At 40.6% G+C, this 19098-nt stretch carries 16 protein-coding genes and 2 pseudogenes; 11 read left to right on the top strand and 7 right to left on the bottom strand.

Going from position 1 to position 19098, the window contains the following annotated elements; genetic code table 11:
* Positions 1-93 precede the first annotated feature (93 nt).
* The 6 genes from DLD82_RS12870 to DLD82_RS12845 all read left to right on the top strand — a co-directional run bounded on the left by DLD82_RS12870 (position 94) and on the right by DLD82_RS12845 (position 6250).
* Positions 94-2919, top strand: a complete 2826-nt coding sequence (locus tag DLD82_RS12870) for a PAS domain-containing protein (protein ID WP_109941536.1) — start codon at positions 94-96, stop codon at positions 2917-2919.
* A 145-nt stretch (positions 2920-3064) separates the two neighbouring features.
* The gene (locus tag DLD82_RS12865) at positions 3065-3547 is read left to right on the top strand and encodes a helix-turn-helix domain-containing protein (protein WP_219968380.1); all 483 of its coding nucleotides are present in this window, start codon (positions 3065-3067) and stop codon (positions 3545-3547) included.
* A 629-nt stretch (positions 3548-4176) separates the two neighbouring features.
* Positions 4177-4404, top strand: coding sequence for a hypothetical protein (locus DLD82_RS12860; protein ID WP_109941534.1), 228 nt, complete (start codon positions 4177-4179; stop codon positions 4402-4404).
* A gap of 83 nt (positions 4405-4487) precedes the next feature.
* The gene (locus DLD82_RS12855; protein ID WP_109941533.1) at positions 4488-4844 is read left to right on the top strand and encodes a type II toxin-antitoxin system VapC family toxin; all 357 of its coding nucleotides are present in this window, start codon (positions 4488-4490) and stop codon (positions 4842-4844) included.
* A 209-nt stretch (positions 4845-5053) separates the two neighbouring features.
* Positions 5054-5914, top strand: coding sequence for a helix-turn-helix domain-containing protein (locus DLD82_RS12850; protein ID WP_109941532.1), 861 nt, complete (start codon positions 5054-5056; stop codon positions 5912-5914).
* Between the two features lie 87 nt (positions 5915-6001).
* Positions 6002-6250, top strand: a complete 249-nt coding sequence (locus tag DLD82_RS12845; protein ID WP_146199796.1) for a hypothetical protein — start codon at positions 6002-6004, stop codon at positions 6248-6250.
* 186 nt (positions 6251-6436) lie between these two features.
* Here the strand turns inward: DLD82_RS12845 and DLD82_RS18975 are convergent.
* A pseudogene (locus DLD82_RS18975) lies at positions 6437-6547 on the bottom strand (YgiT-type zinc finger protein); the annotation flags it as partial.
* Positions 6548-6979: 432 nt separating this feature from the next.
* On the opposite strand from DLD82_RS18975, the gene DLD82_RS12835 reads away from it, so the two are divergent.
* Entirely contained in the window at positions 6980-7165 is a 186-nt protein-coding gene (locus DLD82_RS12835; protein WP_109941530.1) for an HIT family protein, read from the top strand.
* A 335-nt stretch (positions 7166-7500) separates the two neighbouring features.
* Here the strand turns inward: DLD82_RS12835 and DLD82_RS12825 are convergent, their stop codons facing one another.
* From DLD82_RS12825 to DLD82_RS12810, 4 genes are all read right to left on the bottom strand, one after another.
* Positions 7501-7719 carry a type II toxin-antitoxin system HicA family toxin gene (locus DLD82_RS12825; RefSeq protein WP_245920445.1) on the bottom strand — a complete coding sequence of 73 codons (219 nt, stop codon included), beginning with the start codon at positions 7717-7719 and terminating at the stop codon, positions 7501-7503.
* A gap of 23 nt (positions 7720-7742) precedes the next feature.
* Positions 7743-7943, bottom strand: coding sequence for a type II toxin-antitoxin system HicB family antitoxin (locus tag DLD82_RS12820; protein ID WP_245920442.1), 201 nt, complete (start codon positions 7941-7943; stop codon positions 7743-7745).
* 393 nt (positions 7944-8336) lie between these two features.
* On the bottom strand, positions 8337-8516 hold the full coding sequence (locus tag DLD82_RS12815) for a hypothetical protein (protein ID WP_109941527.1): 180 nt from the start codon (positions 8514-8516) through the stop codon (positions 8337-8339).
* Positions 8509-8910: a secondary thiamine-phosphate synthase enzyme YjbQ gene (locus DLD82_RS12810; RefSeq protein ID WP_109941526.1), complete on the bottom strand. Its 402-nt coding sequence runs from the start codon at positions 8908-8910 to the stop codon at positions 8509-8511. The genes DLD82_RS12815 and DLD82_RS12810 overlap by 8 nt, the downstream gene beginning before the upstream one ends.
* 496 nt (positions 8911-9406) lie before the next feature.
* Here DLD82_RS12810 and DLD82_RS12805 point away from each other — a divergent pair, with 496 nt between their 5' ends.
* Entirely contained in the window at positions 9407-9892 is a 486-nt protein-coding gene (locus tag DLD82_RS12805) for a trypco2 family protein (RefSeq protein ID WP_146199794.1), read from the top strand.
* Entirely contained in the window at positions 9889-11166 is a 1278-nt protein-coding gene (locus tag DLD82_RS12800; protein WP_109941524.1) for a S8/S53 family peptidase, read from the top strand. The genes DLD82_RS12805 and DLD82_RS12800 overlap by 4 nt, the downstream gene beginning before the upstream one ends.
* A gap of 3 nt (positions 11167-11169) precedes the next feature.
* Here the strand turns inward: DLD82_RS12800 and DLD82_RS12795 are convergent.
* A pseudogene (locus DLD82_RS12795) lies at positions 11170-11319 on the bottom strand (YjbQ family protein); the annotation flags it as partial.
* Positions 11320-11727: 408 nt separating this feature from the next.
* Here DLD82_RS12795 and DLD82_RS12790 point away from each other — a divergent pair.
* Both DLD82_RS12790 and DLD82_RS12785 read left to right on the top strand, forming a co-directional pair.
* Positions 11728-12609, top strand: coding sequence for a DMT family transporter (locus DLD82_RS12790; protein ID WP_109941523.1), 882 nt, complete (start codon positions 11728-11730; stop codon positions 12607-12609).
* Positions 12610-12872: 263 nt separating this feature from the next.
* Positions 12873-15407 (top strand): cation-translocating P-type ATPase, encoded by a 2535-nt coding sequence (locus tag DLD82_RS12785; protein ID WP_181391431.1) that lies wholly within the window; start codon positions 12873-12875, stop codon positions 15405-15407.
* Positions 15408-15507: 100 nt separating this feature from the next.
* Here DLD82_RS12785 and DLD82_RS12780 read toward each other — a convergent pair whose 3' ends face one another.
* A complete protein-coding gene (locus DLD82_RS12780) occupies positions 15508-19056 on the bottom strand; it encodes a PAS domain S-box protein (RefSeq protein WP_109941521.1) in 3549 nt (1182 codons plus the stop codon).
* Between the last annotated feature and the right edge of the window lie 42 nt (positions 19057-19098).

The following is a 19098-nucleotide window of genomic DNA, read 5'->3' as shown; positions in this document are numbered from 1 at the left end:
TTACGATAATATATAATGATTATAAAGACTCTGATTTTATTAAGGAGAAGAATAGTATACTAATCGGTAATCAATCAAAACAAACGTGAACCAATGGATACTGTCATACGCAGCAGACCAGGAGTTACGATTTTTTGTCGCCTGCCCACTCTCCTTATTCGATATGCCACATGGGTGATAGTATCCATTATTCTTATCAGCCTGCTTTCTCCGGTTCTTTCGGATACCATACGTGATACCCGGAATTTTGAATACTGGGCTGATGAAAATTATCCTCCCTTTGAATTTAAAGATGAAGATGGAAATGCAGCCGGATTCTCGGTTGACATTATGAAAGCCATTGCAAAAGAGGAAGGATTCTCGGTAAACATAACCCCCCACCCATGGGATGAGATAAAAGATGCCCTCACCAATGATTCCATTGATTTTTCGGGCACCATGGCCTATGACATAAACCGTACTGACCGGTTTGCATTTTCTGTTCCTATTATCACCCTGAACTGGTACCTGTATGTGCCGGATAATTCCGGGATCTCATCACTTGATGAAGTGCAGGGAAAACGGATAGTTCTTGCAAAAGGGGACATCTGGGAGGAAAAAATGAGGTTGAATCCTTTTCCTGCTCAAGTATATGTTGCAACGGATTACCGGCAGCAATTAACCCTCCTCTCACAGGGAAAATTCGATGCAGCCATCATTAATAAACCGGTTGCCTCGTATCTGATGGAAAAACTGGGGATAAACAATATTAAACCGGTGGGTGATCCAATTGAACGATTGGATCTCTGCATTGCATCACATATCTCTCATCCTGAACAAATCGGAATGATAAACGAAGGAATTGTCATTATTACCAGGAACGGAAGATATAATGAGATTCAAAATTACTGGTTTGCTCCCCTTGAATATCAGTATGAATCTGAATTATTTCAGAAAGTCTTTTTTTATGTCATTATTCCATCAATATTTATCATTTTAGTGATTTTTACCTGGTTATGGTCTGTCCGAAAGATAGTTGTACTAAAAACCGCTGAACTACAGCAGAGCGAAAAACGATATACCCTGACCCTGGAAGCAATAAACGATGGTTTATGGGATTTGAACATTAAAACAGGCAAGACTTTTTTCTCTCCCCAGTATTACCGGATGGCCGGATACGAACCAGACGACTTTCCCTCTGATTTAGAGAACTGGCTCTCCAGAATTCATGATTCAGATGTTAAGCGAGTAAAAGAAGCATTATCTAAAACGCTTGCAGATGGGAGAGTAAAATACCAGGTGGAATTCAGATTCCAAAAAGCAGACGGCTCATTTATGTGGACATTAACAAGAGGAAAGGTGGTAGAATATGATTCTGATAATAAACCTCTGCGGATGGTGGGAACCCACACCGATATTACCGATTTAAAGAATGCAGAACTTAAATTAAAGGAGAGCCAGCGGACCCTTAATACCCTCATTGATAATCTTGAAGGAATGGTATACCGATGCTTAAATGATCCCAATTGGACGATGGTGTATCTCAGCGATGGAGTTTTGTCCCTGACCGGATATGAAAAAGAGGAAGTGCTCTATAACCGGGTTCAATCGTATGCTATGATCATCCATCCTGATGATCAGGATATGGTGTGGGATTTTGTGCAGAAGGGAGTGGAGGAGAACAAACCATATCGTATTATCTACCGGATAATCAGTAAAAACGGCGATGTGAAATGGGTATGGGAACAGGGTCGCGGAGTTTTTGAGGATAAGACACTTGTTGCTCTTGAAGGATATATTGCTGATATTACCAAGGAGACCCTCCGTCAGAAGACCCTTGAAAAGATGGAATATTCCCTTGAACACTTAAATGAGGGTATTATCTGGTTTGATGCCGGAGGGAGGATATTTGAGATGAATATCTCATGTAAAAAACTCATCGGACAAACTGGTGATTCTATATCTGATACAACCATCTTTTCATTACCGTTTATTCTTCCCACCGATTCATGGACCAATCTTATGGAAAAAGCAAAGGATAATAGTTCCTCGGTTTGTGATGCGGTGCTTAAGACAGGTGATGAACGCCAGTATTTCAGGATAAATACCAGTTATTGTGAATTCGGAGAGGAAAATGTCTTTTGTTCTATTATTGAGGATCATACCGCTGAAACCCGGTCACAATTTGAGATTCTTAGCCAAAAAGAGACCTTGGAATCGATGAATGAGGAACTTCTCTCAAATGAGGAAGAACTGAGACAAAATTATGAAGAGTTGAATAATATAAAGCAGGCGTTACAGATTAGTGAGAAGAAGTATCGGGCCATTTTTGAGGATGCGGTTTTGGGAATCTTCCAGACTTCCCTTTCAGGGGATCTTATCGAATATAATTCTGCCTTTGCGGTAATTTTTGGGTTTTCAAGTCCTCAGGAGATGAAGACGGCTTTGGATAATCCGGATACTATCTCATTCTCCTTCTCTAAAAACTGGGTAAATGCTCTTCAAAAAACTCTGATTGATAGAGAGATTCAAGGAGTCGAGTTAAAAGAGACCAGATGTGATGGAACCGATGTGTGGATCTCAATGAATGTAAAGGCTGTCAGAGATGAGGACGGCCAGATTCTTTTGTTTGAAGGCTCAATTGAAGATATCTCAAGAAGGATTAATGCAGAGCTCGAAAATGAACGGGCTCTCATTCAGATTAAGAAGAATATCGCCGAATTAACGCTATTAAATGATGGGATTCGAAATCCACTTACCATAATTGAGATTATTGCTGAAGACCTGATTCCGGAAAAGCAGAAAGCAATTAGTTTCCAGGTTAAAAAAATAGACTCGCTGATAACCCAGCTTGATAATCGATGGGTGGAGTCACTGAAGATTATTCAGTATCTCAAAAAACATCATGAAATTGATTATTCAGACGATTTTAATGGATGATCTTCTGGTGTTCCTTTTCTCCGGCGATAGAGAAGGTCTTTTTTACCCGGACATGAATCATGGCATCTTCCACAGAAATATTGGGGCAGACATAATATTTTATTAATAATATGGACCCAATAATTACTATATGCGGCGATTGAAAGTGATAAATGCTGAAACAATGGCCACCACAATACAATCAGAAATTATGACAAATGACGAATCGCGTTATAATCATCGCTTACATGGAGTATTACTGGTTTCAAAGGGATATTCTTGTTTAGAAACGGCAAAAATTTTAGGTCATACGGTAAAAACCATAGAAAATTGGGTAAATCAATTTAATGAGGGCAGTTTTCAAGGTTTAAGAGATGAACAAAGGACGGGAAGGCCTTCTTCTCTATCAGATCAACAATTAGAAGAAATCAAGCAAATTTTAAGAAAAGACCCAATATTACTTGATTATGAACAAAACCTCTGGGATGGGAAACTGCTTAGTTATCACATTGAAAAAACCTATGGAATAATGATTAGTGTTCGCCAATGTCAAAGACTGCTCCATAAATTAGAGTATCGTCAGGTGAAACCCCGACCAATCAGTTCAAAGTCAGATCCAAAAAAACAGGAGAGTTTTAAAAAAAACTAAAACGGAAATTCCAACGCGGAAAATATGAAATTTGGAGTTCAGATGAATGCCATTTTCAACAAAATGGCACTCGATGCAAAATGTGGATTCCTAATGATATTAAAAGTCCTGTTGTGAAACAAGAACCAACAAGAAAAAAACCAGTGTGTTTGGATCAGTAAATGTTTCTGATGGCCGGTTAGGGTATGTAAACGGACCTTCAATTTTTGTGCAAAATGGATTCAGAATCGTCCAAAGAGTTTTCTATTGCATTAAATTTTATTTCATATCAAGTGGTATTTTTGGCCAGACTTCTGAAAAATGAAGTAGATATTCAGGATTTATCGCGATATTACTAAAAGTCCAATAATCTTAAGATTGCCACTCATTAGCGGATGCTATCTAACTATTTTCAAAAAATCTGTGAAAATGAGAATATTGGGTAATGATATCGGATAAAAAATTGTACTTACTTGTGAATTACGTATGTGAGAGTGTTTTTTTGAGAGTTTTCGACATTTGCCACTAATTCTAAAGGGTAGACTTTCCAGTTTGTTTTTCTTCACTGGATGGCCTCGGTATTTCTTTGAAAAATAGGGGAAGACCTATTATGACATCGGATCTTAATACTACTAACAAGGGGTAATAATATGCTACATGCAGTCAGACAGCGAGTGACTATAGAACAGGATGGAACAATTCATGTACGTGTTCCTGAATTAAAGCCTGGAACTGTGGCTGATGTAATAATTCTTGAAACTACTGATCAGAAACCAAAAAAAGGCCTTACTGGATTTATTGGTAAAGGGAAAGGATGTTACAATAATGCAAATGACGTGGACACTTTTATCCGGAATGAGCGTAACACATGGGAATAATCGAGACTATAACAGGCCCCAGGATTTATCTTGATACAAATATTTTCATATACGCTTGAGAAGGTTACCCCGAATATGAATCGATTCTTACCTCACTTTTCGGCCTAATTGATAATGGCACTTACACAGCAGTAACAAGTGAACTAACCCTTGCAGAGGTCCTCATAAAACCTCTCATGGACAATAACGAGAATTTACAGATGATGTATGAAGAAATTATGCAATCATCAGATTTTCTTTCTCTCGCCACTATTGATCGCCAAATCCTTGTGGAGGCTGCCAGGATTCGAGCATCATCAAATGCAATTCACCTTCCAGATGCCATCCATCTCGCGACTGCACAAATCCATAACTGTTCTTGTTTTATTACAAATGATAAACGGTTGAAAAATAATCAACCGTTTCAGGTAATTGTTATTTCAGATTTTATAGAGAATTAATCTCATTTTTTGTTTTTTGAGAGGGTTGCCACATATTCACGATGCTAAATTTATTGATGTAAGTGGAAAGGTTCATGACATCGTGTACCTTTTTATTTTGAGAAATTTAGCTCAACAGATCGTGTACTTTAAATGACATTTTTTGGCTCAGGACATCGTGTACTTTTTTTAATCATTCATGGTCACAATGGTCTCATCGGTGAATCATTTTGGATGATACCGAAGAGGATATGAGAAAAGAAGCCATAAAACGCTTCATTGAAGGAGAGAAGCAAGTTAATATCTGCAGAATTCTTGGAAAGTCAAAATCATGGTTGAATAAATGGGTGAAAAGATATTCCTCTGGATCAAATGATTGGTATAAAGACCTCTCTAAAAGACCTAAAACAATCCCTAACAAATTAGATGATCAGTTAGTAAATGTTGTCATTAGAATCAGGGAGTCACTCATGGAAGGAGATGACGAATACGCTCAATATGGATTTGTAGGGGCTGAAGCCATTCAATTTCACATGGAAGAACTCAATTATGATCCAGAATCAATTCCTTGTCTCTCTACCATTAAACGTATAATTAAGCGCCATAAATTACGTGTAAATAAGAAAGAGCGCTACAAACGAGTGAAATCTAAAGGGAGATATTCTCTCATCAAACCTGAATATATCGATGAAATACACCAGATTGATTTCGTCGGTCCTAGATATATCAGAGGCTGTGGACCCGTGAATTCTCTCCACCTAAAAGATGTCATTGGTCGTCAGGTCGCAGGAAAACAATACTCTGGTAAAAGCATGGATAATGTGATGGAGTTTTTACTAGGATATTGGAAATCACATCAACTACCCAAATACATCCAGGTAGACAATGGAATGTCTTTTGCAGGTGATTTTATTCATCCAAGATCTATCAGCCGGTTTGTTAAATTGTGTTTGTATGTTGGGATTGAAGTGATATTCATTGCTCCAGCGAAACCATGGATGAATGGCACAATAGAAGAGTTCAACAAGAATTTTGATCGGCTATTTTGGAGAAGAGAGGAATTTTCAAGTCTAACAGACATTCGGAAATAATTTAAAGTGTTTTGTGATAGTCAGAACCGATTTAATGCCTGGAAATTAGAGAAAAAAGATCTTCAATGCTTACCCCAAAAACGAATTTTGAAACGTGGATTTAAGTTGGATTTGAAAAATATTCCCCTCCTTCCAGGTAAGATTCATTTCATAAGAATTGTTGACAGTAATGGAAATGTAAGTGTATTAAATGAATCATTCCACGTTGGTGTAGAATATATCGGTGAATACATATGGGCAACTATTGATATTGGGTTACAATTACTTACTATCCTTTACAATGACGAAGAAATGATAGTTCACGAGATAATAAGATATAATTATAAAATCGATTAACTAGTCCACGATGTCCTGAGCCGGAATTGACCATTTGAGGTACACTATGTGTTGAGCTTTCCGCAGTTCACTATGTGCTGAGCCTTTCCATGTAAGCATATTCCTCCTTTCTCGCATCGACTTTTGCTATGTCCCCTGTAGAAACACCAATCCATCACCACAGTTATTACTCACCTGAACCCCCATTCAGACGTCCTTTTCGGCTATATTTATTACCGCATCAGTGATCTCTTCATTTAGATATTCTTCGCCACAGGTGGTACAAACCATAGCCCGGACCTGTCTGATTACCACGGTTGTATGTCCTCGTTCTCATGTGACAGTAATAGTGCAAGGTTCACAAATTCCATGTTTACAAATTGCACATTTCATTCTCTCCTCCGGTATTCACTCTTCCATACTTGACCATACGGTTCATATACAGTAATACCATGAATTATAGAACCTCGTGATCACTTCGATAGGTTTCTCATCAGGGCGATTTTTTAATGTTCAATCAGATGCATCACGGGATCCGGGATCTCCACTGCTTCACTCATAAGTAATTCATCTTCCTTCTGACTCCATCAACTTTTCAATAGAACCGGTATGGATACGTAATCTCCAGGTATTTACTCCCGTAAGAAAAAAATCAATAATGCCAGGCATAGTTTAGACTCCGGATAAGGAAAAGGAGAGTGAATAGAGGATACATTCTGTTTAGTTCATCCCTCACCGGACCACGGGATTATGGAACCGAAAACTGGAACGATATTACATTCTCTGGATAGATGTAATATCGGGATAAACGACGGTGGACCGGCAGGTCAGACGGTAATGTACCTGCATATCCTTGTCATCCCCAGGTATTTCGGGGACATGGCAGATCCAAAAGGAGGGGTCAGCGGATTAATTCCGGAGAAGCAGAAACAGTAATCTAAAATGAGATGATATAACGAGGATTTTTTCATTTATCGTAGAGACTCAATAAGAGAAATATGACTCCATCCATTCCTCTGCAGCAAACCGCCGGACTTATCACTCCATGTGGCATGAATTGTGCTTATTATTTTGCTATTCAACGCCAGAAGAAGAGATGTCCCGGGTACAGGAAGGAAGACCCGAACAAATCATCTTCTTGTCAGGTATGCATAATACGCAATTCTCCGACTATCCTGAATAATAATTCATTCGGATTGAGGTTAAATACTCGAAAAACTTTGGCAACATGTATCATTGGATGGATGGTCTGTATTGAATCAACCGGCCCATTAAATATGATTATGTAATAATTGAACAAATTCTTCAGTAGTTATTCCTGCATCAAACAATATTGATTTTAATGTTCCTTTCCGTACCGGGTCATGTAATGGAACTACAACTCTGGTTACTGGAGGGCCATTTTTTTTTAATGTGACATGACTTCCGCGTTGGTGATGGATAAAATACCCATTTTTACACAAAACTTTGATTATTTGCTCTCCTGACACAACAGGTAATTTCGCACTTATAATCAAACTGATGCAATATCAATGGTTTCGAATAATGCAGGCATGGGAATAGGAAGATTATCTTTTTTCAGACTTTCAAGATAACAGAGAATGGCTTCTTTAATATTTGATATTGCATCTTCCAGAGTATCTCCCTCACTATGACAACCGGGAAGATCTGGACAACTAGCTAAAAAACCACCCTCCTCATCTTCTCTAATCATTACGGTGTATCGCATAATACTATTATATGTGGTTTCTATGAAATGAATTGTTTTTCGGTAGAGAAATGATAATGTATATCACAAGGATTCATAATTATTGGATCTTAAGGAGCTGTTGCACATGTCAAATTTTTGATACAAAGCCACATGAGCAACTGGTCGAGGCGAGTCTTTCATTTATCCTATCAATCCGGATTCCGGCTCTTCACCATTCATATCTTTTTGTCCGGATTATCCAATGATTACCTTAAAAACATTCCAATTCAAAACATACTTTTTATTTTTTGAAAAACTCATAATCCATCATATCCTAAATAAAAAATCAGAATTCGGGCGTATTTTCTTCTAAACATTCATGATAAACCCGGAACCCGTCGAAAACCGGCAGTCTATTCATCCCGGAAAAGAACTCTCAATATACCGGACTCTATCATACCAGGTATGCTGGATAACCCCGTCCTCCATATAGACAGGATCAACCCGGGTCCACCTATCCATATCTCTTTTCGAGTAAACGGTTGCCTCAATGAAAAAATAAGAAATACCCGGAGTTCCACCTTTTTTCTTACTCACCACTTACTCCAACAAGGACATGCCGGTCCCGGGGACCATCAAACTCGCAAAAGTACATTCCCTGCCAGGTTCCAAGAGCCAGCCGGCCATCAATGACCGGAACAGGAAGAGAAAATCCCATCAGTGATGCCTTGATATGAGCATCGGAATTTCCCTCGGCATGCAGATAATCTCCGGATGCCGGAACCAGACGGGCGAGACCGACAAGGATATCCCGTTTTACATCCGGATCAGCATTTTCATTGATAGTAAGGCCGGCGGTTGTATGCTGCATAAAAACAGAGCAGATTCCGTTTTGTATCCCGGATCTGGTAACTTCCTCTGAAATACGATGTGTAATATCTATGAGTTCTGTTCTCGAATTCGTTTTAACCTGTATCCTTATCCATTTCATTTAGATCGCCATCTGGCCTTAGTTGCTTTGAATATCTTTAAAATTTTTCATCCCAGATGATCTCAATCATTCAGATCATCCCAGAGTCCCTCCCCCCTGACTCTTTTTTCTCATATTTTGCGCCTGATAAAGCCTCCTTTGCTCTTGCCGCCAATGATGGCATTTCCATTCTGTTATCCTGCTTTTAAAAATATGAATACGGTATTCCGGTCTTCCACCTCGAGTTCTTCGAAAGCATCCAGGATAACATTGAATGTGGGCATACGGTTAATAGTAGTGTAACAACACTATAGAGTTTGTAAATTAAATACCAATACAAACCTCATTTTCTGATATTTCTCTCCATTCAATATCCGGATAGCATTCTAAAGTTGAGTTGGAAATTGTTTTACTGACTCCCCGATGATGATAAAATGGTGAATTGCTCCATCGTATTCGTTTATCATGAAGACCTAAAAAGAATATGATCCAATATATTTATATAATATAAATCAACATGAAGAGTGAAGGCATCACGATGGGATCTGATGAATTAACATCTGTCATAGGGGATATCAAACGTGCAATTCAATATTCAGTCACTGGATCAGGGTTGGATGTGGAAAAAATCGATCTTGAAATCAACAATGTTTTAGAGAAATCCGCAAATGGAAAACTTGAGTTCAAGCCATTAAATGTAAGCATATCAGGAGAAGTGAAAGAACAGGATATTCAGACCATTTTAATCTCTCTCAAACCTGATAAAGATGAAGTCACCCTCATGGGATCCAGGGATATTCCATCACAACTAGCAGAAGCGGTAGCACTCATAAAGAAAACCATTCATGAAGCAGAATTACAGGAACCAAAATTCAAACTTGAGAATGCGGTAATTACTCTTCAGTTTCAGATAACCAAAGAGGGAGAAATTTCCATGATTCTTGGAGCGGGAGGAAGTACTGCATATTCACACAAGATTGTTCTCACATTAAAAAGTGTATGAGTTCTCAAGAGGGAAAGTTTTCAGTCTTTCAATATAGTCCCCAGACTTTCACACCCGTTTTTGCTGATCCTGCAATATTTGTCGGTAAAAGTTTACCCTATATCATATGTCCGAACTCATATTCTGGATTGGAAATCCCATATACTCACAAATTTTCAGAAAAACCACATTCATATGTTAATTTACTCAAGGGATTAGATTGGATACTTGAGCAGCATCCGGATATCGTTAATATTAGTCTTGGACCAAGAGAAATTCCGGATGATGATCCAATAAATCTAGCCTTATTAATGCTTTATCTGATGAATATACCGGTAATATTTGCAGCAGGCAACAACGGACTTGGGGGAGGAGGAACTCTTCAGGCACTTGCAACACATCCCACAATAATTTCCGTTGGTGCAACAGATCAGAACAGAAAAATACTGAATACATCCAGCAGGGGGTATGACCATGGTCCAGGGGTTACAGTCGTAACTGATGGGACATCGAATTCTGATATCTATCCCCCTTCAACCAGCTTTGCTGCACCAAAAGTGACCGGATTGGCAATGTACCTTAAATCCTATCTGAGTTTTGTAATTTTTGAACTGTGTGATCTCAATAAGAAGGAAAAATGGAGTTCGATCATAACGTCACCGGTCATTGGAGCTCTGGATACCGGATATGATTCAAATCTGGCGTTTCATGATAATCTCGAGAAGATCTACATGAAAAAGGAATATTCCAGCATCCGGATATTTCGAACTGATGAAGAACAGAAGTGGTATACCGAATACTCCCTTTTTTTGAGAAGGTGCGGGATCGATACCATTCATCCATTATCACCGGATATCATAAAAAAATGCCTTGAAATGTCTGCAAAACCAATACCGGAGGAAAATGTCCTTTCAATGGGTGCAGGATTCATCGATGTACAATGCATCGATGAACTTCTGGATTGTATTACTCCGGAGAGATTAACAAGAATATTATTTCCGGATGTATTGGATGAGAGCAGAAATTGTGACCATATGCAGGAATGTAACCAGGCTCTGGGTTCTTTACCAAATACACAAAAGCTTGAAACAATTAAAAACTATATCGGGGCAAGCCATAGATTAGTTGTTGCACGGGTTTTGGAAGGTGACGGGCCTCATGGAACAACGGTATTGAGTAATATTTCCTACATCATTCCGAAAAAGAGGGGAACGATTGTTGAAATCGGCAACGGAATTATTGATGGCGAAAATATGATTGTTGATATGACAAAATCAGATCAACAGGGAATGTGATAATCATAGTGATGCCAGCAGCGATGCCTTGATATGAGTATCGGAATTCCCTTCAGCATGCAGATAATCTCCGGATGACGAAACCTGGCGGGCAAGACCGACAAGGATATCCCGTTTTACATCCGGATCAGCATTCTCATTGATGGTAAGGCCGGCCCTAGTAGCCGGATTTAATTCCGTTCACCGGTAATCAAATCCTTATGGAATTTGTATTCTAAATACCTGCTTTTCAGGCAAAAAGGAATCGTAAATCCGGCATTATGATGAATGTGCACATGGAAATAGTAATCCCCAAGACATGAGTTAATAATTCCCAAAGGAGATCTAAAAGAAGGCAGATTCTTCTCCTGGTGATCATGACAAAATAATAATTATCTCATGTGTCCAAAAATTCTGATAACCCATACATAATTACGGGCAGCAAACCATACCTCTGTACACCAGAAAAAGCATGCAGAATATTCTTTGGATATCAAATTATTTTTCGAATAAATCAAAGGAAAAATATCTTTTTTCAGCCCCCCTGCCTCTGAAAATGCATAAAACCCAAATCAGACATACATGAAACAAACAACCGCAGATCTCATCCTGGTCCTCATTGTCCTGATATGGGGTTCGTCTTATGTTGCAATGAAATGGGGAATGGATAGTTTTGGCATTTACACACTCATTGCCCTTCGGTTCAGTATCGCGTTCTTTGTCGGAATAATCCTTCTCTGGGGGCATATGTCAAAGATTTATCTTCACACCCTGGCCTCCAGTGCAATTCTGGGATTTTGTTTCTTTCTTGGATTCATATTTCTCCTCACCGGAATGGAGACCTCACCGACGACTTCAGCCGGATTTCTCATGGCAACAACGATAGTATTCATCCCCATAATCCAGGTTCTAATCTTCCATAAAATCCCCAATTCATTTCTTATCTTTGCAATACTGCTCTGCCTGTCCGGAGTCGGACTTCTCACACTTAAGGAAGGAATGACCATAGATTTTGGCACTGTTCTCTGCCTGATTGCTGCTCTTTGTTATGCTACCCAGATTGTGACAACAAAATGGGTGTTATCCGCCGGAGAAAATGCCGTCACTATCGGAGTGTTACAACTTGGATTCACTGCTTTGTTCGCTATTGGACCCGCTTTTTTCCTGGAAATGCCTCTCCAGACCATGAATCTTACAAGCGGTTTGATAATCCTGTATCTTGCCATACTCTGCACACTCGTCGGATTCGTTCTGCAGGCCGTTGCACAGGAATTTACGTCTCCGGAACATACCGGTCTTATTTATACCCTGGAATCAGTCTTTGCCGCCTTGTTCGGTTATGTCCTCTTACAGGAAGTACTCCCACTACACGGATATATCGGAGTTATTCTTGTATTCGCAGGAGTGATTATTGCAGTCAGGTATGGAAAATCATCAGAAAACCGCCAGGAAATTAGTTCATGATCTTTTCTCCTACTCCATACCATTCCTCTTTGCTATCAGCTTCAGGGATTTTTGAGCTCATATACCATGAGCAGAACGTGACACCTTCCCTATCCTGTCCCTCTGATCATCCGGTATGTGGCGGTGATTCTCCTCACAATCATTAATATCATTCTCAGCATATTGAGAAAGCAGGATAGTTCTCTGTCCGGATGAGAGGAAAAAACAGGGATCTATTCTGGCATCCGGCGGGATACCTGTCTTTCAATGGACCCGGAGAGAACATGACGACTCATGGCAGTGAAGAAGAACATAAAATCGGGATATTCCAATATGCATCACTTTCATTAGAAAATCTTCAGGAACTATTTCACACCTCATTACCAGAAGGCCTTTCCCAGGAAAATGCCGGTGCATCTCTCCAGAGAGATGGATTAAACGAGATATCTGCTACTCAGGTACACTGGTGGGAGATTGCAATCCGGCAGTTTAAATCCCCTTTTATTTACCTGCTTTTGGTTGCTGCGGTCATCGTGTATGCCATCGGTGAGCATGTCGATGCAGGAATCATTGTCGGATTTGTTTTCATCAACGCTGCCCTTGGATTTTACCAGGAATACAAATCAGAACAGTCACTCCGGGCATTGCAGCAGTTTATCAGTCCCCGGAGCCGGGTAAAAAGGGATAATAACTGGCAGGTAATCGATTCACGAAACCTGGTAAAAGGAGATATCATCAGTCTTGTGACCGGAGATGCCATACCTGCTGATCTCCGGGTTATACATACCAACCATCTTATTGTCAATGAGACGACCCTGACCGGTGAATCGGTACCGGTCTTAAAAGATGCAGATATACTCCCCTCTGTTCCAAAAAATATCTATGAAAGCCATAATCTTCTCTTTAGCGGGACATCAGTTGTAGAAGGTGAGGCAACCGCTCTTGTCCTTGAGACAGGAGAGCGGACGACCATGGGCAGGATTGCAAAACTGACCGTGGAAACCACAAAAGAGAGTGAGTTTTCAAAAGGAATCAGCAGTTTCAGCAGTTTTATCTTACGGATGATTTTGATAACCCTGGTCTTCATTTTCCTGGCAAACCTGGTAATTAAAGGTGAAAATGCAGATGTTTTCGAACTGGTCGTATTTTGTATCGCTCTTGTGGTAAGTGTCGTTCCTGAAGCTCTTCCCGTTGTAACAACAGTCTCTCTTTCAAGAGGTGCCCTGCAACTTGCCAAACATGAGGTTATTGTTAAACGGCTCACCGCAATTGAGGATATTGGAAGTATTGAGGTACTCTGCTCTGACAAGACCGGAACCCTGACAGAAAACTCCCTCAGTGCGACGGATTATTCTCCGGATGCACACCCAGCTCTCCTCTCATATGCTGCTCTGACCGTTGCACAGACGCTGGAAAAAACAGAGCCGTTTGACATTGCAATAGAAAAGGAGGCTGCAGATTGGCAGGTTTTACCGGACAATGGTTCTAAGCGGCTGATGGAATTGCCGTTTGACCCGGTTCGGCGGAGAAATGCGGTTCTCATCAGGAACGAGAAAGAAACATTCATGATCGTCCGGGGTGCACCAGAGGTAATCATCGGCTTATCTTCTCTTTTAAATTCTGAAAAAGAGGGGATTGAGAAGTGGATCTCTGATAAGGGAAAAGCAGGAGAGCGAACGATTGCCATTGCAAAACGGACGTTTCCGGGAGAAAAAGAAACAATAATTCCTGAAGATGAACAGGATCTACAATTCCTTGGCGTTATGGCCTTTGCCGATCCAATCAAACCATCCACTTATCATGCCGTAGAGAAAGCCAGGGAACTTGGTGTTGCGATTAAAATCATCACCGGAGACAGTCCGGAGGTTGCAGGAGCGGTAGGGGTAAAAATCGGGTTACTTGATGATCCATCGATGGTCCTTACCGGTTCTGTTTTGCAGGAGTTACCTGAAAACGACCGGGCAGAGGCAATAACCAGGCATGCGGTCATCGCACGGGTCACCCCGGAACAGAAATATGATATTATCAAGACCCTTCAGCGTTCATTTACCGTCGGATTTTTAGGGGAAGGAATCAATGATGCTCCGGCCCTCAAACTGGCCGGTGTGTCAATGGTAGTTGAGAGTGCAGCAGATATTGCAAGGGAAGCTGCTGATATCATCCTGCTTCAGAAGAACCTGGAGGTGATAATGGATGGAATTGAGAGCGGAAGAGGGGTGTTTGCAAATAGTGTTAAGTATCTGAAGGCAACACTTGCATCTAACTTCGGTCATTTTTACGCGATTGCAATCGGATCCATGTTCATTTCTTTTCTGCCGATGCTCCCGATTCAGATACTTCTGGTAAACCTCCTGTCAGATTTTCCAATGATCTCCATCGCTACCGATACGGTTGATAAAAATGAAGTCAAAAAACCGAGAAAATATGAAGTCCGGGAAATAATGCTGGTCGCAACATTGCTCGGGGTAGTTGTGACCGTATTTGATCTCATGTTTTTTGCATTTTTCATGCATGAGGGAGACAAGATCCTGCAGACAAACTGGTTTGTGGGGAGTATCCTCACTGAGCTCGTATTTCTCTTCTCGATACGGACAAAACTGCCATGTTACCAGGCTGAACGACCTTCCGGGTATGTTATACTTCTCACAGCGGTTGCAGCCTTAGCTACCGTCCTGCTCCCGTATACGGTCATCGGAGAGAAATTATTTCATTTTTACCCGCCGTCTGCCATGCATCTCGGGATAATTTTCAGTCTGGTTGCGGCATTTTTTGTATGCAGTGAACTGGTAAAACATATGTATTACCGGTACACCGGATAATTTTTTGAGAAGTCCATCGAATCTATAGTGTTTGGAAATGAAGCATCTTTTCAGAAAAAACCTAAATAAATTTTTTTTAAAAATTTCCAAAAATTGCCCTTTAATCATCCTGATGCAGGATAATTCCATGGTGCTTGTGCAAAAATTCTCTTATCTTCACCGACTCAATCCAGCCTTGGTCTACCTTTCTGATTATCTGATCAATTATCATTATCTGCTGCTGTATCTGTTCAAAATGAACAGGATTATCTATCTCACATAAGGTGCTGATAACTGAAAGCGGATTTCGTATCTGGTCATTGAGCGTTGCCAACTGGTAAATATTCCTCTCAATCTGCCCAAGTGCTGACGCTTCCCTCTGTCTTGCCTTATCTCTCTCGGTCAGTTCAGTGATAAATATCATATATGTGTCATCTGGAAGCCCGACGGCATTAATAAGAACAGAAATCGCAGTTTCATCCTTTCTTTGCATCTTTATTTCATATGATATAAACCCCATCCGGACCAGTGAAAAAAAGTACTCATCTGCCAAGGCCCTGTTTTCAGCCGGAAACAAGGATAAAAGATCCATTCCCATCAGTTCATCCAGCGAATATCCGAGCACTGAACAGGCCATAGGGTTTACATCGACAAAATGTCCAGTTATATCAGCCACAAGGACACCCAGCGGAGAAAATTCACAGTATCGTCGGTATTTCTCTTGAGATCCTGCCAAATCCTGCAATATCATCTCATTATCGGTCAATGTTTTTGCAAGCTTCAGGTTGCTGTAACTGAGCCGGGAGATAAGCCCTGCAAACCGCTTGTAAAAGTCCATCACCAGAGTTACCGTCTCCCTGCTCCATCGGGGAACCCGGTCAAGAGCAGCGAGATATTCATCAGGATTAAAACCATACATTGCTGCCTGCTTCCTGAAAATGTCCAGATCTACCTGTTCATCAGTATAGAAAAACTGTCCGAGGAAGAGATTTCCAACATGATGTGACCCTATCATTATCGGAGTTACCAGATCCCAGAGATTATTTTTGCATTTGTATGCCTTTATCTCCCCTGGCTTAACACCGGACGTCAGTATTATGTCACTTTCAAGACAGTTTTTTTCTGTTTCAGGATTAACCCGGTGAAATTTTGTGCAGATATCCTGCCATCCGGTTGCGACAAGAATTTTTCCATTCAGATCATCAATGGCAATTCCAATCCCGCTTAGAGCATAAAAATCATCCATTATACGTTGAATTTCTTCGCAATCGATAATATTGGCGAGTTCTTCCTCGGTGACATCATAATCAGGAGTGAGAATATGATCCAGTTTCAAGGTAAGAAGATCCTTGCTCTCTTTCAATTCTTCTGATTTCTTCGCCAGTTCTTCGTAATTAACCCGCAACTCCTCTTCTGTTGCTGATATCTCTTCATATGCTGCCTGAAGGTCCAGATGAGAGGCTTGAAGCCATTTTTCATTCTCCTTTTGTTCAGTAATGTCCATAGTAATGGATCCAAGCCTGAAACGGGTCTCTGTCGGGATGGGAAATACCGTCTGCCGGATATACCGCCGGACACCATCAGATGTTATTATCTCAGCTTCGATCGGGGTTTTCAGGTAATCAGACCTGCCGGTCGCTAATGCTTCCGATATAATTGTAAAAATTCTTTCAATCCTCTCCGGTGTCCGGCGTTCTGGAATCATCGAGGATACCAGGAAATCGCAGTACACCTGACCCACCACCTCTTTCCGGGGGATACCAAAGAAGGATTCGGCTGCGGTATTCCATTCAATGATTAATCCCTGCTCATCGATGAGTATTATTGCATTCGGAGAGTTCTGGACAAGTGATCTGAACTTCTCTTCACTGGCTTTAAGTTCATGCTCCTTTTCCCTGATAATAGTGATATCTTTTACCGCTGAATATCTCATTAATTTATTCTTATTTCTGATAGTGGTTGCCCGTACCATCAGCCTGAGAATTTTCCCATCTTTTGTCAATCCTTCTGACTCATAGGTTCCGTCATCTTCCTTTAAGAGTTGTTCCAGGACATAGTCCCGATATTCGGGAGTAACAAGCGTGAGGATTGACATCCCTTTTAATTCTTCTTCAGAATATCCAAACATCCGGACAGCACTTGCGTTCACCTCACAGATCTGCCCGCCGGAGTGCATAAACAGGGCATCATCTGTTGCATCGGAAATCTTACGGACTTGCATATCAGCCATTGCCTGTTCACTCTTTATCAGGAGATCATAGGCCTCTTTTCGGCTCGTATCGTCATAACAGGTGGTAAGAACCCGGGACAGGGCAGGTGTTGCCTCCTGCATAACCGACACATATGCAATAATATGAAGAACTTTGCCTTTTGCTGATTTAAGAGATAATTCTCCTTTAAATGAGGTTTTTCCATCAGCGAGGGAGACAAATAATTCCTGAATGGTTTTTTGGGATTCTTGAGTAAATAGAAAGGGAAAATTTCTTTTAAACGCCGATTTTGATTCGAACCCAAAAAGTCGCACAAGTTCAGGATTAAACCCGATATTTGTTATCAGTCCCATACATTTCCTGATCTCTTTCGGGTTCTGCTCAAAATATTCCTTAAAATCAGCAATTCCGGCCCATCTCATCTCTTCAATGTACATCCTGAATTGTGAGAAATCATCCTCACAAATAGCAACAGGGACTGACTCAAACAGGGAATGGTATCGCTTCTCCAACCGGATATTCTTCTCTTCTATCTCTTTAGCCGGGGTTATGTCAATTATTACCCCATCAATCCATCTAATCCCGCCATCTTCACCCCTATAGGGACTTCCCTGTTCCTGAAGATGAATGCACACTCCATCCTTTCTTCTGATCCGGTACTGGGCAGAATACCCTTCTCCTGACCGAAGTGCACTGGCTATTGAAGCGGTAATTCCATCAACATCTTCAGGAATCACCAGGGAATGAAGGGCAACATGATCCTTTGTGGTAATCTCCTGTTCATGATAACCGGTCATCTTTTGCAGGTTGTCGTTGAAAAATTCGGTTTTCCGAGCGGCGAGGGTGTAACGATAGGTTATTCCGGGAATATTTGTGGTGAATGAACGCAGTTTCTCCTCGTTTTCTTTAAGTTTAGCCTGAATTTTTCGTGTTTCAGTGACATCTTCGGCTATTATGGCAATTAATTGTGAATTTACCGAGAGAGATATGCCTATTATTGATATGGCATACCATGACTCCTGCCCGTTCCTGATATACGGAATCACCTCCCGGTAGACTTTATCATGAGTGAAGGTTTTAAGTCCGCTGATAACCTTCGGATGAGAGAAGAGATCAAGCTGGAGAAGATCCAGTCTTTCACCAATTACCGGTTTATTCATAAGATCAAGTATTTTCTGTGCTTTTTGATTCACATACTGAATTTTTAGTTTTGTATTGAGTATTATTACAAGATCTGAACTTATGTCAATAAGACCAGACACCGGAATTGCTTCGATGAGGTGGTACTTCTTCGCAGTTCCAACCTCAACTTTTCGAACCCTGCCAAGGACTTCAAGAACATCAAGATTCCTTGCTGCGGTATGGGGATCCAGACCACAACGTGCGGCTATCTCTTTTATTTTAAGGGCTGAATCCTCTGAAGAAAGTACTGAGAGGATTCTATTATGGATATCACTCATGGGAATTATTAACCATATTTATCCATTGAACCTGTCCAGCAA

Source organism: Methanospirillum stamsii, from assembly GCF_003173335.1.
Taxonomy (GTDB): domain Archaea; phylum Halobacteriota; class Methanomicrobia; order Methanomicrobiales; family Methanospirillaceae; genus Methanospirillum; species Methanospirillum stamsii.
This window is presented reverse-complemented; position numbering and strand designations above follow the sequence as displayed.

Excerpts from the sequence above, each read along its gene's own strand:
- DLD82_RS12870 (WP_109941536.1), top strand. The coding sequence starts at position 94 with ATGGATACTGTCATACGCAGCAGACCAGGAGTTACGATTTTTTGTCGC.
- DLD82_RS12860 (WP_109941534.1), top strand. The coding sequence starts at position 4,177 with ATGCTACATGCAGTCAGACAGCGAGTGACTATAGAACAGGATGGAACA.
- DLD82_RS12835 (WP_109941530.1), top strand. The coding sequence starts at position 6,980 with ATGGAACCGAAAACTGGAACGATATTACATTCTCTGGATAGATGTAAT.
- DLD82_RS12820 (WP_245920442.1), bottom strand. The coding sequence starts at position 7,943 with ATGATTAGAGAAGATGAGGAGGGTGGTTTTTTAGCTAGTTGTCCAGAT.
- DLD82_RS12810 (WP_109941526.1), bottom strand. The coding sequence starts at position 8,910 with ATGAAATGGATAAGGATACAGGTTAAAACGAATTCGAGAACAGAACTC.
- DLD82_RS12805 (WP_146199794.1), top strand. The coding sequence starts at position 9,407 with ATGAAGAGTGAAGGCATCACGATGGGATCTGATGAATTAACATCTGTC.
- DLD82_RS12800 (WP_109941524.1), top strand. The coding sequence starts at position 9,889 with ATGAGTTCTCAAGAGGGAAAGTTTTCAGTCTTTCAATATAGTCCCCAG.
- DLD82_RS12790 (WP_109941523.1), top strand. The coding sequence starts at position 11,728 with ATGAAACAAACAACCGCAGATCTCATCCTGGTCCTCATTGTCCTGATA.
- DLD82_RS12785 (WP_181391431.1), top strand. The coding sequence starts at position 12,873 with ATGACGACTCATGGCAGTGAAGAAGAACATAAAATCGGGATATTCCAA.
- DLD82_RS12780 (WP_109941521.1), bottom strand. The coding sequence starts at position 19,056 with ATGAGTGATATCCATAATAGAATCCTCTCAGTACTTTCTTCAGAGGAT.